A 15,285-nucleotide genomic window follows, 5' to 3' on the forward strand; every position below is an offset into this window, starting at 1 on the left:
GGTATTTACGACGCACTTCCTGTCGACCCGTAATGGTTTCGCGCTCCATGAACACTCAGTTTTCCTGTGTAGGCTGCGGCAAGTGCTGCAACGACCATCATGTGCCCCTGACCCTCACGGAAGCCCGTGCCTGGGCGGCCGACGGCGGTCAGGTGATCGTTCTGGTGGAGGCCTTTCTCGGCAATGGCCTGGGGTTGCCGGCGCAACAGCGCGAACATGCCGAGCGACGCTCCTGCCGAGTGCCCAGCGGCAGTACCGAGGCCTACGTGGCGATTACCTTCGCCGCTTACAACGTCGGCCCGTGCCGGAATCTTGACGAAGAACAGCGGTGCCGCATCTATGAGCGGCGACCATTGGTGTGCCGCATCTATCCGATGGAGATCAACCCGCACATCCCCCTCAACCCACAGGCCAAGGAATGCCCAACGCAATCCTGGGAACAGGGACCGCAGCTGATTCTCGGCGGCGAGCTGGTAGACCTTGAACTGGCCGAGCTGATCCGCCGCTCGCGCCAGGCCGACCGCGACGATATCCCGACCAAGACCGCGATCTGTGCCTTGCTGGGGATTCGCACCACGGCACTCAAGGGCGATGGTTTCACTGCCTACCTGCCCGACATGACAGCCCTGGCCAGAGCCATCGATCAAATCCAGGCTCAACCACCGGAGGCGTCGAGCCAATCCTGGCGCTTTCATCTGTCCGGGGAAGACATCGCCAGCCAGGTCCAGGCCGCCGGCGCCCAGGTGGTCAGCGATACGCCCCTGGACTACGCCTTCATTTCCCTGCGCGCCGCCTGAGCCGCGAGCAACGACGCGCCGGCGAACAGCCCTAGCCGCGCTTGTGCCAGAACTCCAGCGCCAGTTGCCGCAAGTCGCCTGCCAGCCCGGCCACGTCGCCCGAGTTAACGTGGCTCAACTGGCCGGCACTGACCGTGACCTCGCACGCATTGCGGATGCCGATGATGTTGCGGTTGATGTCTTCGCTGACCGCACTCTGCTCTTCCACCGCGGCGGCAATCTGCAAGCTCATCTCGGTGATCTGGTTGACCCGCTGGCTGATGCCGTCCAGGGCCACCGCGGCGCGCTGAGCCTGATCGACGCTGCTCTCCACGTGCTGGCTGCTGTGCTGCATGGCCTCCACCGCGTTGCGCGCGCCGTTCTGCAGGGTGCTGATCATGCGCTGGATTTCGTTGGTCGAATCCTGGGTGCGCTGGGCCAGCCCGCGCACCTCATCCGCCACCACCGCAAACCCTCGCCCTTGCTCCCCGGCCCGGGCCGCCTCGATCGCCGCATTCAAGGCCAGCAGGTTGGTCTGTTCGGCAATGCTGCGGATCACCTCCAGCACCCCGGAAATGTCGCTGCTGTGGCTTTCCAGTTGATGGATGACCTCGGTCGCCCGCTCCAGCTCACTGGCCAGGCGCAGCACCGCACTGCGGCTCTCGCCCACCAGCAGATGGCCCTCACGGGTTTCGCTTTCCGCCTGGTCCGCCGCCACCGAGGCCTGCTGGGCATGGGTGGCGACCTCGGCGACGCTGGCCGCCATCTGGTGAATGGCCGCCGCCACCTGATCGGTTTCCGCCTGCTGTTCCAGGGTGCTGTTGTGGCTGCTGTGCAAGTGCTCCACCAGTTCGGCGGCATGCCCCTCCAGGCGCTGGGACGCATCGCCGATGCGCCCCACCACCGCGCCCACCTGGGCTTCGAGCATCTGCAGGGCGAACTCGATGCGCCCGAACTCGTCGGCACGGCCGGTATAGATGCCCTGGCTCAAGGGGTTGTCACCGATCTGCCGGGCGCGCTCGGCCAATCGATCCAGTGGCCGGGTTTGCACGCCGACCGCCGTCAGGCTCAGGCACCACCCCATGGCCATCACGGCCCCCTGGACCATCCAGGATTCGGGCAGCAGCCACACTGAAACGCCGTAGCTGCCGATGAAGCCGGCGCTGATGGAGGTCCAGAGACGCAACCGCAGGCTGATCACCGGCAACAGGCTCCACCACGAGGGGCCGCCAGCGTTGAGCTGGGCATAGGCCCGCTCTGCCGCCTCGATCTGACGCACGCTGGGTTTGGTACGCACCGACTGGTATTCCACCGCCTGGCCATCGCGGGTCACGGGCGTGACATAGGCACTGACCCAATAGTGATCGCCGTTCTTGCAACGGTTCTTCACCATGCCCATCCACGAACGGCCGCGCTTGAGGGTGCGCCACATGTGGGCGAAGGCCGCGGAGGGCATGTCCGGGTGGCGCAACAGGTTATGCGGCGAGCCCAGCAACTCCTCACGGTTGTAGCCACTGATCCTGATGAAATCAGGGTTGGCGTAGGTGATCGCGCTAGTCAGATCAGTGGTCGAAAGGATATTCGCATCAGGGGCAAAGTCCACGTTTCGCCCAGTAACCGGAAGGTTGATCTTCATGGATAGCGCGCTCGTCTGTGTTGGGTGGAGTCGGCAGGGCTGCTGACTCTAAGCGCACTGATGCCACAAATACTGATCCAGCTCAGGTTTAAAGCAATTAGCCATCATTGCGATTAAAAAGCGCAAATCAGGGCTTTGTCTTCGATTGTCGGCGATATCAACGCTTGCCCATGGAGCGACGGGTACCGGGAGGCGCTGCGCCGGGGGTCTTGGTGTGGCCATTGCTGGCGCCGTTCTTGTACCAGGGCTGCTGGGCGTTCTTCGCCGGGGCGAATTCGGACGGCTTGAACGGAAACTTGAATGCCGGGATCGCGGCCTTGTCCTCGGTGACGGTCGACTCGACCGCAGGATCGACGCTCACGGCGTCATCCGCAGGGGGCTGTACAGGGGAAGTCATGAAAACTCCAGGGGGAAAAAGGAATCCGGGCCAAGGGACAGGCCACAGTGGACGGCAGTATACCCGTGTGCCAGCGATCTTTAACCTAGGTTGCCGGGGTGGGCCGGGGCTTTTCTGACAGCGCCGACAGCTGGCCGTCACCTTGCTGACCGGGTTGCCGGACTATAACTGTCCTCAGATCATGGCCATCTTTCCGACATCATTGCCCCCGGCGCTCTCATCCCATGCCCATTGCCAAGAAAACCGTCGTGACCGTAGCGCTACTCGTGGGCCTCAGTGCCGTGGCGCTGTGGCTCCTGAACAAACCGGCGACCGCCAAGCTGGCCGCCCCTACGGCAATTCCGGTGCGGGTAGTGGACGTGATCCGCCAGGACGTGCCGCGCTATGCCAGCGGCATTGGCTCGGTGCTGTCGCTGCACAGCGTGGTCATTCGTCCCCAGGTGGACGGCATCCTCACCAGGCTGCTGGTCAAGGAGGGACAACTGGTGAAGGCCGGCGACCTGCTGGCCACCCTCGATGACCGCTCGATCCGCGCCAGCCTGGATCAGGCCCGGGCCCAACTGGCGCAGAACCAGGCCCAGTTGCAGGTGGCGCAGATCAACCTCAAGCGCTACAAGCTGTTGTCGGTGGATGACGGTATCTCGAAGCAGACCTATGACCAGCAAGTGGCCCTGGTCAATCAGCTCAATGCTACGGCCCAGGGCAACCAGGCCGCCATTGACGCCGCCCAGGTGCAACTCTCCTACACCCAGATCCGCTCTCCCGTCACCGGTCGGGTAGGGATTCGCAGCGTGGATGAAGGCAACTTCCTGCGCATGAGCGATACCCAGGGCCTGTTCTCGGTGACCCAGATCGACCCCATCGCCGTGGAGTTCTCCCTGCCCCAGCAAATGCTGCCGACCTTGCAGCAACTGATTCATGCCCAGTCCCCCGCCGCGGTCAAGGCCTACCTGGGAGCCGACAGCAATAGCGCCGGGGCCTTGCTCGGCAACGGTCACCTGACCCTGATCGACAACCAGATCAACGCGGGCACCGGCACCATCCGCGCCAAGGCGGAGTTCGACAACGCCCAGCAGAAGCTCTGGCCCGGCCAACTGGTCACGGTGCAGATCCAGACGGCCCTGGACCAGGGTGCACTGACCGTGCCGCCGACGGTGGTCCAGCGCGGCCTGGACCAGCACTTCGTCTACCGGGTCAAGGACCAGCAAGTGGAAGCCGTGCCGGTGCAGGTGGTGTATCAGGACAGCGACCTGAGCATCATTGCCGGGGTCCAGGCCGGTGACGTGCTGGTCAGCGATGGCCAGTCGCGGCTCAAGCCCGGTTCCCAGGTCCAGGTACTCAGCGATCCGCCCCAGGTGGTCCAGGCCTCGGAGCCCAAGCCATGAAGGGGCGCGGCTCGGTATCCGCCTGGTGCGTCGACCATCCGGTCGCCACCGTCCTGCTGACCTTCGCCCTGGTGCTGCTGGGGCTGATTGCCTTTCCGCGCCTGCCGGTGGCACCGCTGCCGGAAGCCGAGTTTCCCACCATCCAGGTATCGGCGGCCCTGCCCGGCGCCAGCCCGGACACCATGGCCTCATCGGTAGCCACGCCCCTGGAAGTGCAGTTCAGCGCCATCCCCGGCATGACCCAGATGACCTCCAGCAGCGCTCTGGGTTCGTCGCTGCTGACCCTGCAGTTCACCCTGAACAAGAGCATCGATACCGCGGCCCAGGAAGTGCAGGCGGCGATCAATACCGCGGCCGGCAAGCTACCCAAGGACATGCCCACACTGCCCACCTGGAAGAAGGTCAACCCGGCGGACAGCCCGGTGCTGATCCTCAGCATCAGTTCGACGCAGATGCCCGGCACCGAGCTCAGCGACTACGCGGAAACCCTGTTGGCCCGGCAGATCAGCCAGATCGACGGGGTCGGCCAGATCAACATCACCGGCCAGCAGCGCCCGGCGATTCGGGTCCAGGCCTCGGCGGACAAGCTGGCGGCCATCGGCCTGACCCTGGCCGACATCCGCCTGGCGATCCAGCAGACCAGCCTCAACCTGGCCAAGGGTGCGCTGTACGGTGAATCGAGCATCTCCACCCTGTCCACCAACGACCAGCTGTTCCACCCCGAGGAATACGGCCAGTTGATCGTTTCCTACAAGGATGGGGCACCGGTGCACCTGCAGGACGTGGCGCGGGTGGTCAACGGCTCGGAAGATGCCTACGTCCAGGCCTGGTCCGGCGATCAACCCGGGGTCAACCTGGTGATCTCGCGCCAGCCCGGGGCCAACATCGTCGACACCGTGGATCGCATCCAGGCCGCCCTGCCGGGGCTTGAGGCGATGCTGCCGGCCTCGGTACAGGTCAACGTGCTGGTGGACCGCACCCAGACCATCCGCGCCTCGCTGCATGAGGTGGAAATCACCCTGCTGATCGCGGTGCTCCTGGTCGTGGCGGTGATGGCGCTGTTCCTGCGCCAGTGGTCGGCAACCCTGATCGTCTCTGCGGTGCTCGGCGTGTCACTGATTGCCAGCTTCGCCCTGATGTACGTCATGGGCTTCAGCCTGAACAACCTGACCCTGGTGGCCATCGTCATTGCCGTGGGCTTTGTGGTGGACGATGCCATCGTGGTGGTGGAGAACATCCACCGTCACCTGGAAGCCGGTGACGGCATGCGCGAGGCGGCAATCAAGGGCGCCGGCGAGATCGGCTTCACCGTGGTCTCCATCAGTTTCTCCCTGGTGGCGGCGTTCATTCCCCTATTGTTCATGGGCGGCGTGGTCGGCCGGCTGTTCAAGGAGTTCGCCCTGACCGCCACTTCCACCATCATGATTTCGGTGGTGGTCTCGCTGACCCTGGCCCCCACCCTGGCGGCCCTGTTCATGCGCGCCCCGGTGCACCCGGCCCATGCCAAGCCAGGCTTCGGCGAGCGCCTGCTGGCGGTCTACGAGCGCGGCCTGCGCAAGGCCCTGGCCCATCAGAAACTGATGCTGGGGATCTTCGGCCTGACCCTGAGCATGGCCATTGCCGGCTATGTTCTGATTCCCAAGGGCTTCTTCCCGGTGCAGGACACCGGCTTCGTCCTCGGCACCACCGAAGCCGCCGCGGACATTTCCTACCCGGACATGGTGAAAAAGCACCAGGCCCTGGCCGAGATCGTCGCCGCCGACCCGGCGGTACAGGCCTTCTCCCATTCCGTGGGGGTATCCGGGAGCAACCAGACCATCGCCAACGGACGCTTCTGGATCTCGCTGAAGGGTCGCGGCGACCGGGATGTCTCCGCCAGCGCCTTTATCGACCGCATCCGCCCGCAGCTGATGAAGGTGCCCGGCATCGTCCTCTACCTGCGGGCCGGCCAGGACATCAACCTCAGCTCCGGCCCGAGTCGCGCCCAGTACCAGTACGTGCTCAAAAGCAACGACGGCCCGACCCTGAGCACCTGGACCCAGCGCCTGACTGAGAAGCTGCGCAGCAACCCGGCCTTCCGCGACATCTCCAACGACCTGCAACTGGGCGGCAGCATCACCCACATCAACATCGACCGGGTCGCCGCCGCCCGCTTCGGCCTCACCGCCAGCGATGTCGACGAGGCGCTGTACGATGCCTTCGGCCAGCGCCAGATCAACGAGTTCCAGACCGAGATCAACCAGTACAACGTGATCCTCGAACTCGACACCCAGCAACGCGGCAAGGCCGAAAGCCTCAACTACTTCTACCTGCGCTCGCCGCTGACCGGGGAGATGGTGCCGCTGTCGGCCCTGGCGCGCTTCGATGCCCCCACCATCGGCCCGCTGTCGATCGCCCACGACGGCATGTTCCCGGCCGCCAACCTGTCGTTCAACCTGGCCCCCGGCGTGGCCCTGGGTGACGCGGTGGTCCTGCTCAACCAGGCCAAGGCCGAGATCGGCATGCCGGCGGCCATCAGCGGCAACTTCCAGGGCGCGGCCCAGGCCTTCCAGAGTTCCCTGGCCAGCCAGCCATACCTGATCCTCGCGGCGCTGGTGGCGGTCTACATCATCCTCGGGGTGCTGTACGAAAGCTTCGTGCACCCGCTGACCATCATCTCCACCCTGCCCTCGGCCGGTCTCGGTGCCCTGTTGATGCTCTGGCTCTGTGGCCAGGACTTTTCGATCATGGCGCTGATCGGCCTGGTGCTGTTGATCGGCATCGTCAAGAAGAACGGCATCCTGATGATCGACTTCGCCCTGGAAGCCCAACGCAATGGGGGCCTGGCGCCGGAAGAGGCGATCTACCAGGCCTGCATCACTCGGTTCCGGCCAATCATCATGACCACCCTCGCCGCCCTGCTCGGCGCCCTGCCGCTGATGCTCGGCTACGGTGCCGGCGCCGAACTGCGCCAGCCCCTGGGCATCGCCGTGGTCGGCGGCCTACTGGTGAGCCAGGCGCTGACGCTGTTCACCACACCGGTCATATACTTGTGGCTTGAGCGGCTGTTCCACCGGCCCCAGCCGGCGCTGTCGCCGGCCACCAATACCTGAGGCGGGTCATGCGCGTTCTGATAATCGAAGATGAAGAAAAAACCGCGGACTACCTGCACCGCGGCCTGACTGAACAGGGCTACACCGTGGACCTGGCCCGGGATGGCGTCGAGGGCCTGCATCTGGCCCTGGAAGGCGACTATGCGGTGATAGTGCTGGACGTGATGCTCCCCGGCCTGGACGGTTTTGGCGTGCTGCGGGCGCTACGGGCGCGCAAACAGACCCCGGTGATCATGCTCACCGCCAGGGAGCGCGTGGAGGATCGGATCAAGGGCCTGCGCGACGGCGCCGACGATTACCTGGGCAAGCCGTTTTCCTTCCTTGAGCTGGTGGCTCGCCTGCAGGCCCTGACCCGTCGCAGCGGCGGCCACGAGCCGGTGCAGATCAGCATCGCCGACCTGTGGATCGACCTCATCAGCCGCAAGGCCAGCCGCTCCGGCACCCGCCTGGACCTGACCGCCAAGGAGTTTTCCCTGCTCAGTGTACTGGCCCGACGCCAGGGCGAGATCCTGTCCAAGACCTCGATTGCCGAGATGGTCTGGGACATCAATTTCGACAGCGACGCCAATGTCGTCGAGGTGGCGATCAAGCGCCTGCGGGCCAAGCTCGACGGCCCCTTCGAGCAGAAGCTGCTGCACACCATTCGTGGCATGGGCTATGTGCTGGAGAACCGCAGTGCGCAGTAATTCCATTGCCCTGCGCCTGAGTGGGCTGTTCACCCTGGTGGCGCTGCTGATCTTCCTGCTGATCGGCGGTGCGCTCTATCAGCAGGTGGACAAGGGCCTGGGCCTGTTGCCCGAAGCCGAGCTGGATGCGCGCTACAGCGTGCTGGAATCGGCCCTGACCCGCTACGGCAATCCCGAGCACTGGGGCAAGATCACCAGCAAGCTCAAACTGCTGAGCGAGGAAGACAAGCGCATCCGTTTCTGGGCGGTGAGTGGCGACGAGGCCTATGAATACGGTAATCCTGATCCACAGATCCGTGCATTCGCCCAAGGCCCGCTGGGCATGCGCGACCTGAACCTGGCCGATCATCCCTACCCGCTGAAGGTGCTGGTCAGCCAGTTGCCGGCCAAGGAGCAGCGTCCGGCCCTGCGCTTTCTGATCGCCATCGATACCGACACCTTCCACCAGACCCAGCACCAATTGCTCATGGCCCTGATCGGCCTGGCCATCGTCGGCGTGCTGCTGGCCTCGGCCCTGGGCTACTGGGTCGCGCGGATCGGCCTCAAGCCGCTGATCAAGCTGTCCCAGGAAGCCCAGCGCCTGGCTCCGCCGCGTCTCTCCGGCCGCCTGCAACTCTCGCCCTTGCCGCCGGAGCTGAGCCAGTTCGTCAATTCCTTCAACTCCACCCTGGAACGGGTCGAGCATGCCTACTCACGCCTGGAGTCGTTCAACGCCGATGTCGCCCATGAACTGCGCTCGCCCCTGACCAACCTGATCGGCCAGACCCAGGTGGCCCTGACCCGGGGCCGTTCGGCAGAGCACTACTTCGAGGTACTGCAATCCAATCTCGAAGAACTGGAACGGCTGCGCTCGATCGTCAACGACATGCTGTTCCTGGCCAGCGCCGACCAGGGCAGCAAGGCCACCAAGCTCACCAGCACCTCCCTGGCCACGGAAGTGGCCACCACCCTGGACTACCTGGACTTCATTCTCGAAGACGCCCAGGTCAGGGTCGAGGTCCAGGGCGATGCCCAGGTGCGGATCGAGATCGCCCACCTGCGCCGGGCGCTGATCAATCTGCTGAGCAACGCGGTACAGCACACCGCGGCCGGTGAAGTGATCCAGGTACGGATCGAGGTGCAGGAACAGCAGGTGGCGATCGCCGTCAGCAACCCGGGACAAGGCATCGCCAGCGAACACCTGCCCAGGTTGTTCGAACGCTTCTACCGGGTCGATGCCTCACGCAGCAACAGCGGCGCCAACCATGGCCTGGGGTTGGCCATCGTCAAGGCCATCGCCCTGATGCACGGTGGCGACGTGTTCGTGCGCAGCGACCAGGGCATCAACACCTTCGGCCTGTACCTGCCTCGCTGACTCGGGATTCTCGGATTCGGTAGGAGCCGGCTTGCCGGCGCAAGCGCCAACACATCCGGCGCAAGACGATATGACGCGTTCGCTGGCAAGCCAGCGCCTGCAAGACGGCGCCCACTATTGTTTTTTTTGTAACAGTCCTTATCCTGTTCGGCTCTTTTTCCGGACTCGTCGTGGTTATATTTTTGTCGCACCGAATTGAACTTGCTCTGCAAGAAGGTCTTCAGAAATGTCCAACAGTATGGGTATTGCCAGCGCGTTTGTTTTGTCTTCCCTGTTCGTGGCGCCTCTCGCCATGGCCGAAGAGTCCCAGGCTTTCGTGGCGCAGAATGCCGCCCGAGCCGCCGCCTTCGAACAAGCGCAGATCGCCCAGGCCGCCCAGCAGCAAGACAGTCAGCAAGCCCAGAAGATCACTGCCGAGCACAGCAAGAGCGACGCTCAGAAAGACAGTTGATCCGCGCCACCGACTCGTTTCCCTCGACAACTTCTCTGCGTTCAACCCGGGAGTAAGTTGTCTTAAAGCCGCTGACTTCAGCGGCTTTTTTTTGCCGTGGAGAAACCCTCGGCAAATTCGTCATGTACAGAATAAGAAACAACCGAATTCACAATAAAAAACCATGTTCACTCACCAAAGGAGCTACACGTTGTTCAGGACCACGCTGAAAATCAGCCCGCTATTCATTGCAATCGCTGCAACTATTCCGGCCTTGGGCCAGGCCGCTGAAGAACCCAATGACGAGGGCTTCGTCGCCGGTTCGAGCCTCAAGCTCACTGCCCGCAACTACTACATGAATCGCAACCGGCATCAGCAAACCAACGACAATATCGAGTGGGGCCAAGGTTTCCTCGGGGTCTTCGAGTCCGGCTACACCCAGGGCACCGTAGGCTTCGGCCTGGATGCCAACGCCATGCTCGGCCTCAAGCTGGACGGCGGAGGCGGCACCAGCAAATCGAGCATCCTGCCCGTCAGTGATGATGGCCAGCACAAGGCGCCCGGCTCGTTCTCCACTACCGGTGCCACCTTGAAGATGCGAGCCTTCGATACCGAGCTCAAGGCCGGCGATCTGTTTCTCAACAACCCAGTGATCGCCGGGGGCATGAGCCGCATGCTGCCCCAGACTTTTCGTGGCGTGAGCCTGACCAACCACAGCTTCGATGGCTGGTTGATCGAAGGCGGCCAGGCCAGTTTCACCAAGCTCTACAACCAGAGCGGCCACAAGCGCATCGGCACCTCCTACGGCAACCTGCCAAAAGGTGATGAAAGCCTGCACCTGAATTGGGCCGGGGTGGCCTGGAGCAGCGTCCCGGGGCTGACCAGCAGCCTTTATGCCTCCGAGCTCAAGGACATCTGGAATCAGTATTACTACGACCTGGACTACACCTACGCGGTCAACGACCTGGTCAGCCTCAATCCGGGCCTGCACTTCTATCACACCCAGGACACCGGCCAGGCCCTGCTGGGCAACATCGACAACAACACCTACAGCCTGCACTTCACGGTCGGCGTTGGCAGCCATAGCGTCACCGCGGCCTACCAGCGGGTCAACGGCAACACGCCGTTCGACTACATTGCCCAGGGCGACAGCATCTACCTCGACAACTCCCAGCAATACTCGGACTTCAACGGTCCCAACGAGCGCTCGTGGAAGCTCAAGTACGCCTACGATTTCGCCGGAGTCGGCCTGCCGGGCCTGACCTCGGCGCTGTCCTATTCTCGCGGCGAACTGGACCTGACCAAGGTCGACCCGGCCAGCCGTGGCTACTCCAGCTGGTACAGCGCCGACGGCAAGCACGCCAAGCACTGGGAACGCGACCTGGACCTCAAGTACGTGGTGCAGGGCGGCAAGGCCAAGGACCTGTCGGTCCGCCTGCAGTGGGCCACCAACCGCGGCGGCAACGGCTACGGTGCGGTGGACAACGACACCGATGAATACCGAGTGATCGTCGACTACCCGATCAACGTTTTCTAAACCGATATAAGCAAAAGGCCAGCATGTTTCGCTGGCCTTTTTTTGGCCCCGGATTTATACAGGCTCGAAGGCGTGACCGATTCCTGCAGCCCGCGTCCATAAGAAGAAACTGAAATCTCTCCGTAGCAGAAGCCGGAATCATGAGCCTGAGCAGTGCGCCCCCCCTCCCGACAAACTCCGAACGCCTGTTGATCCTGGCCAGTTCACTGATAGTCGCGGCCATTCTCAGCATCGTCGCCTACCTGCTGATCCGCGAGCACGCTGCTGCCGAGCAGGCGGCCACCCGTGCCGCAAGCAATATCGTGCAACTGATCGACTCCGACGTGTTGCGCAATGTCGAGCTCTACGACCTGTCCCTCAAAGGCCTGATCAGTGCCGCACAACGCACCGACCTGCGCCAGGTGCCTGCGCCGATCCGCCACCTGGCACTCTTTGATCGCGCCACCGCGGCCCCCTTTAAGGGCAACATCCTGTTGCTGGACCCCCATGGCGACGTGATCGCCGACTCCGCCTCGGTACAACCACGCACCGACAATTTCGCTGACCGCGAATATTTTCAGTCCCATGTCGACAACCCGGACCCCGGGATGCTGATCAGCCGCCCGTTCCGGGCCCGCAATGCCGAGCAGGACTGGCGCATCAGCTTCAGCCGCAGGCTCAGCGACGCCGATGGCCGCTTCCTCGGAGTGGCCGAAGCCGCCCTGCGCCTGGATTATTTCAACGAATTGTTCAAGGGCCTGGATATCGGCCACAACGGCTCGATCAACCTGGTGAGCCGCGACGGTATCCTGCTGGCGCAACAACCGCCCCTGGCCGACAACCTGATCGGCAGGGATTTCAGCCAGCGTCCCAACTTCGTGCGTATCCTGCGCGAAGGCAACGGCAGTTTCAGCGGCATCTCCAGCGTCGACCAGCAACAAAGGCTGTACACCTTTTCCCAGGTCGGCGACCTGCCCTTGATCGTGATCGTTGCCTTATCCACCGACGAGGTCTTCGGCTCCTGGCAACGTACTGCGTTGCTGATCAGCAGCGCCACGGGGCTGCTGTGCATCGCCCTCCTCTGGATGACCTGGCTGCTGTGCCGCGAACTGCGACGCCGTCACAGCGCCGAGCAGGAGCTGGCGCGCCTGGCAGCCGTCGACGCCCTCACTGGCCTGGCCAATCGTCGCACCCTGGATCAGGCCCTGAACAGTGAATGGGCACGGGCCCAGCGCACACTGCTGCCACTGTCGCTGCTGATGATCGATGTCGACCACTTCAAGAATTTCAACGACCGCTTCGGCCACCCCCTGGGTGACCAGGCCTTACGTGCAGTGGCGCAGAATATTGCCGCCTGCGCCGGGCGCCCCACGGATATCACCGCTCGCTACGGTGGCGAAGAGTTCGCCGTGGTGCTTCCCGGCACCGACAGCGCCGGCGCCTCGATGCTTGCCGAGAAGATCCGCGCCAGCATCGAAGCCTTGCCGGCCGTCAGCGAACAGGCCACGCCCCTGACCGTCAGCATCGGCATCAATACCTGGTCAGGCAACCCTGAGACCTGCCTCGAAGATTGGCTCGGCAGTGCCGACAAGGCTCTGTACCTGGCCAAGTCCAGTGGTCGCAATCGGGTGGTTTCCAATATGTCCCAGGGCCGCTGCAAGCACGGCGCTTGAGTATCCAGGCATAAAAAAAGGCCATCCGGGGGGATGGCCTTCAAAAACAAAAGGAAAGAGAGAGTGACTTACACGGCCGCAACCGGACGCATGTAAGAGATCGGTGCAGTGCTGGCATCTTCGAAGGTCACGACTTCCCAGGCATCTTTCTGCTCAATCAACTTGCGCAGTAGCTGGTTGTTCAGTGCATGGCCCGACTTGAAGCCTTTGAACTCGCCTATCAGGCTGTTGCCCAGCAGGTAGAGGTCGCCAATTGCATCCAGGATCTTGTGCTTGACGAATTCGTCTTCGTAGCGAAGACCGTCTTCGTTCAGTACGCCATCCGAATCGACCACAATTGCGTTTTCCACGCTGCCGCCGAGTGCGAGGTTGTGCTTGCGCAGGTACTCGATATCACTCATGAAACCAAAGGTACGGGCGCGGCTGACTTCTTTAACGAACGAAGTACTGGAGAAGTCCACGCTTGCACTCTGGGTGCGGTCACGGAAAACCGGGTGATCGAAATCGATCTCGAAGCTCACTTTAAAACCATCGAAAGGCACGAAAGTGGCGCGCTTGTCGCCGTCTTCCACGGTCACTTCACGAAGGATGCGGATGAACTTTTTAGCTGCGTCCTGTTCTTCGAGGCCAGCAGATTGAATCAGGAATACGAAGGGTCCGGCGCTACCATCCATGATCGGGACTTCAGACGCGGAGAGCTCGACGTAGGCGTTATCGATGCCCAGGCCAGCCATGGCCGAGAGCAAGTGCTCCACCGTGTCTACTTTGACGTCACCGTTGACCAAGGTGGTCGACATCGTGGTTTCGCCAACATTTTCCGCGCGAGCAGGAATCTGCACCACAGGGTCCAGGTCGGCACGACAAAACACAATGCCGGTGTCGACAGGCGCAGGCTTGAGGGTCAGGTATACCTTCTCCCCGGAATGCAGGCCTACACCTGTGGCACGGATAATATTCTTCAGGGTGCGTTGTTTAATCATGGCTTGGGCCGCTTCAGCGCAAATTGCGAACTGGTATCAACAAAGGCTGGCGATAATAGCAGACCATGCCTTTGCTGAACACCAATCACCCTAATACCCCTGATACATTCCATCAATCGGCCTGACGACGCAGGAATGCCGGGATGTCCAGGTAGTCCAGATCATCTTGCGGATTCAGCTTCGCCGCGGTCGCCGCGTTCGACTGTGCCTGATTGCGCATCACGGTCGGACGATCCAGGTCACGGTAGTTCACCGACGGCAGTTCCTGACGAGCAGCAACTGGCGCTTGCGACTGCGCGGACATGGAGGTCTGAACGGTGTTGTCGATGACCTTCACAGGCTTCTCGATCTTCGCGCCCAGGCCGGTGGCCACTACGGTGACATGCAGCTCGTCACGCATGTCCGGATCGATAACGGTACCGACCTTGACCATCGCGTGTTCCGAAGCGAAGGCCTCGATGATGCTACCCACGTCGGAGTACTCGCCCAGGGACAGGTCGGGACCCGCGGTGATGTTCACCAGGATGCCGCGCGCGCCTTCCAGGTTCACGTCTTCCAGCAACGGGTTGCGGATCGCCGCTTCAGTGGCTTCACGTGCACGGTTCGGACCGCTGGCGCAGCCAGTGCCCATCATCGCCATGCCCATTTCGCTCATCACGGTACGCACGTCGGCGAAGTCGACGTTGATCATGCCCGGACGCTTGATGATGTCGGAGATACCGCGAACGGCGCCAGCCAACACGTCGTCGGCCTTGGCGAAAGCCGACAGCAGGCTGGCGTCCTTACCGAGGATGGTCAGCAGCTTTTCGTTGGGAATGGTGATCAACGAATCGACGCTTTCGCTCAGCGCGCGGATGCCTTCATCGGCGATCTGCATGCGCTTGCGGCCTTCGAACGGGAACGGACGAGTCACCACCGCAACGGTGAGGATCCCCATTTCCTTGGCGACTTCAGCAATGATCGGCGCCGCACCGGTACCGGTACCGCCACCCATGCCAGTGGTGATGAACACCATGTTGGTGCCCGCCAGGACCTCGGCGATCCGCTCGCGGTCTTCCAGTGCGGCCTGACGACCGACTTCAGGATTGGCACCCGCGCCCAGGCCCTTGGTCACACCCGTCCCCAGTTGCAGGATGGTTTTGGCACCAATGCTTTTCAGCGCTTGAGCGTCAGTGTTGGCGCAGATGAACTCGACGCCTTCAATGTTGCTCTTGACCATGTGATTGACTGCGTTGCCGCCGCCACCGCCAACACCGATAACCTTGATTACCGGACTCTGCGGGATGTTGTCTACGAGTTCGAACATTTTCCCTCTCCTTTCATTTCTCTAGTTTTTCGCCTACTGCCTACTGCTTGAAAC

Annotated in this window: 12 protein-coding genes and 1 pseudogene; 8 read left to right on the forward strand and 5 right to left on the reverse strand. The window is 62.6% G+C overall.

Features of this window, described 5'->3' with window-relative positions; all coding sequences use genetic code 11:
- Positions 1-47 precede the first annotated feature (47 nt).
- Positions 48-797, forward strand: coding sequence for a YkgJ family cysteine cluster protein (locus tag ACZ5BO_RS28740; protein ID WP_025129478.1), 750 nt, complete (start codon positions 48-50; stop codon positions 795-797).
- A 31-nt stretch (positions 798-828) separates the two neighbouring features.
- Here ACZ5BO_RS28740 and ACZ5BO_RS28745 read toward each other — a convergent pair whose 3' ends face one another.
- The 3 genes and pseudogenes from ACZ5BO_RS28745 to ACZ5BO_RS28755 form a co-directional block, all read right to left on the reverse strand.
- Positions 829-1,866 (reverse strand): methyl-accepting chemotaxis protein, encoded by a 1,038-nt coding sequence (locus ACZ5BO_RS28745; RefSeq protein ID WP_464701401.1) that lies wholly within the window; start codon positions 1,864-1,866, stop codon positions 829-831.
- Between the two features lie 264 nt (positions 1,867-2,130).
- Positions 2,131-2,412, reverse strand: a pseudogene (locus ACZ5BO_RS28750) (PAS domain-containing protein); the annotation flags it as partial.
- A gap of 157 nt (positions 2,413-2,569) precedes the next feature.
- A complete protein-coding gene (locus ACZ5BO_RS28755) occupies positions 2,570-2,809 on the reverse strand; it encodes a hypothetical protein (RefSeq protein ID WP_025129476.1) in 240 nt (79 codons plus the stop codon).
- A 224-nt stretch (positions 2,810-3,033) separates the two neighbouring features.
- Between ACZ5BO_RS28755 and ACZ5BO_RS28760 the strand changes: the two genes are divergently transcribed.
- From ACZ5BO_RS28760 to ACZ5BO_RS28790, 7 genes are all read left to right on the forward strand, one after another.
- A complete protein-coding gene (locus ACZ5BO_RS28760) occupies positions 3,034-4,194 on the forward strand; it encodes an efflux RND transporter periplasmic adaptor subunit (protein WP_464697152.1) in 1,161 nt (386 codons plus the stop codon).
- A complete protein-coding gene (locus ACZ5BO_RS28765; RefSeq protein ID WP_025129474.1) occupies positions 4,191-7,286 on the forward strand; it encodes a multidrug efflux RND transporter permease subunit in 3,096 nt (1,031 codons plus the stop codon). Before ACZ5BO_RS28760 ends, ACZ5BO_RS28765 begins: the two co-directional genes overlap by 4 nt.
- An 8-nt stretch (positions 7,287-7,294) precedes the next feature.
- Positions 7,295-7,972: a heavy metal response regulator transcription factor gene (locus ACZ5BO_RS28770; protein WP_025129473.1), complete on the forward strand. Its 678-nt coding sequence runs from the start codon at positions 7,295-7,297 to the stop codon at positions 7,970-7,972.
- On the forward strand, positions 7,962-9,326 hold the full coding sequence (locus tag ACZ5BO_RS28775; protein ID WP_464697155.1) for a heavy metal sensor histidine kinase: 1,365 nt from the start codon (positions 7,962-7,964) through the stop codon (positions 9,324-9,326). Before ACZ5BO_RS28770 ends, ACZ5BO_RS28775 begins: the two co-directional genes overlap by 11 nt.
- Positions 9,327-9,552: 226 nt before the next feature.
- Entirely contained in the window at positions 9,553-9,777 is a 225-nt protein-coding gene (locus ACZ5BO_RS28780; RefSeq protein WP_025129471.1) for a hypothetical protein, read from the forward strand.
- Between the two features lie 163 nt (positions 9,778-9,940).
- Positions 9,941-11,293, forward strand: coding sequence for an OprD family porin (locus ACZ5BO_RS28785; RefSeq protein WP_464697156.1), 1,353 nt, complete (start codon positions 9,941-9,943; stop codon positions 11,291-11,293).
- A 140-nt stretch (positions 11,294-11,433) separates the two neighbouring features.
- Complete coding sequence (locus tag ACZ5BO_RS28790; protein ID WP_025129469.1) at positions 11,434-12,945, forward strand: sensor domain-containing diguanylate cyclase; 1,512 nt, start codon at positions 11,434-11,436, stop codon at positions 12,943-12,945.
- 68 nt (positions 12,946-13,013) lie between these two features.
- On the opposite strand, the gene lpxC is transcribed toward ACZ5BO_RS28790, so the two are convergent.
- Together lpxC and ftsZ are read right to left on the reverse strand one after the other, a co-directional pair.
- The gene (gene lpxC, locus ACZ5BO_RS28795) at positions 13,014-13,925 is read right to left on the reverse strand and encodes a UDP-3-O-acyl-N-acetylglucosamine deacetylase (protein WP_011063304.1); all 912 of its coding nucleotides are present in this window, start codon (positions 13,923-13,925) and stop codon (positions 13,014-13,016) included.
- A 112-nt stretch (positions 13,926-14,037) separates the two neighbouring features.
- Positions 14,038-15,231: a cell division protein FtsZ gene (gene ftsZ, locus ACZ5BO_RS28800; RefSeq protein ID WP_025129468.1), complete on the reverse strand. Its 1,194-nt coding sequence runs from the start codon at positions 15,229-15,231 to the stop codon at positions 14,038-14,040.
- Positions 15,232-15,285: the final 54 nt, after the last annotated feature.

Source organism: Pseudomonas sp. FFPRI_1, assembly GCF_055384485.1.

What these genes read in the sequence shown, in the direction of transcription:
- ACZ5BO_RS28770 (WP_025129473.1), top strand. Translation starts at nt 7,295, where the DNA reads ATGCGCGTTCTGATAATCGAAGATGAAGAAAAAACCGCGGACTACCTG.
- ACZ5BO_RS28740 (WP_025129478.1), top strand. Translation starts at nt 48, where the DNA reads ATGAACACTCAGTTTTCCTGTGTAGGCTGCGGCAAGTGCTGCAACGAC.
- ACZ5BO_RS28780 (WP_025129471.1), top strand. Translation starts at nt 9,553, where the DNA reads ATGTCCAACAGTATGGGTATTGCCAGCGCGTTTGTTTTGTCTTCCCTG.
- ACZ5BO_RS28790 (WP_025129469.1), top strand. Translation starts at nt 11,434, where the DNA reads ATGAGCCTGAGCAGTGCGCCCCCCCTCCCGACAAACTCCGAACGCCTG.
- ftsZ (WP_025129468.1), bottom strand. Translation starts at nt 15,231, where the DNA reads ATGTTCGAACTCGTAGACAACATCCCGCAGAGTCCGGTAATCAAGGTT.
- ACZ5BO_RS28755 (WP_025129476.1), bottom strand. Translation starts at nt 2,809, where the DNA reads ATGACTTCCCCTGTACAGCCCCCTGCGGATGACGCCGTGAGCGTCGAT.
- ACZ5BO_RS28760 (WP_464697152.1), top strand. Translation starts at nt 3,034, where the DNA reads ATGCCCATTGCCAAGAAAACCGTCGTGACCGTAGCGCTACTCGTGGGC.
- ACZ5BO_RS28745 (WP_464701401.1), bottom strand. Translation starts at nt 1,866, where the DNA reads ATGGCCATGGGGTGGTGCCTGAGCCTGACGGCGGTCGGCGTGCAAACC.
- lpxC (WP_011063304.1), bottom strand. Translation starts at nt 13,925, where the DNA reads ATGATTAAACAACGCACCCTGAAGAATATTATCCGTGCCACAGGTGTA.
- ACZ5BO_RS28765 (WP_025129474.1), top strand. Translation starts at nt 4,191, where the DNA reads ATGAAGGGGCGCGGCTCGGTATCCGCCTGGTGCGTCGACCATCCGGTC.
- ACZ5BO_RS28785 (WP_464697156.1), top strand. Translation starts at nt 9,941, where the DNA reads ATGTTCACTCACCAAAGGAGCTACACGTTGTTCAGGACCACGCTGAAA.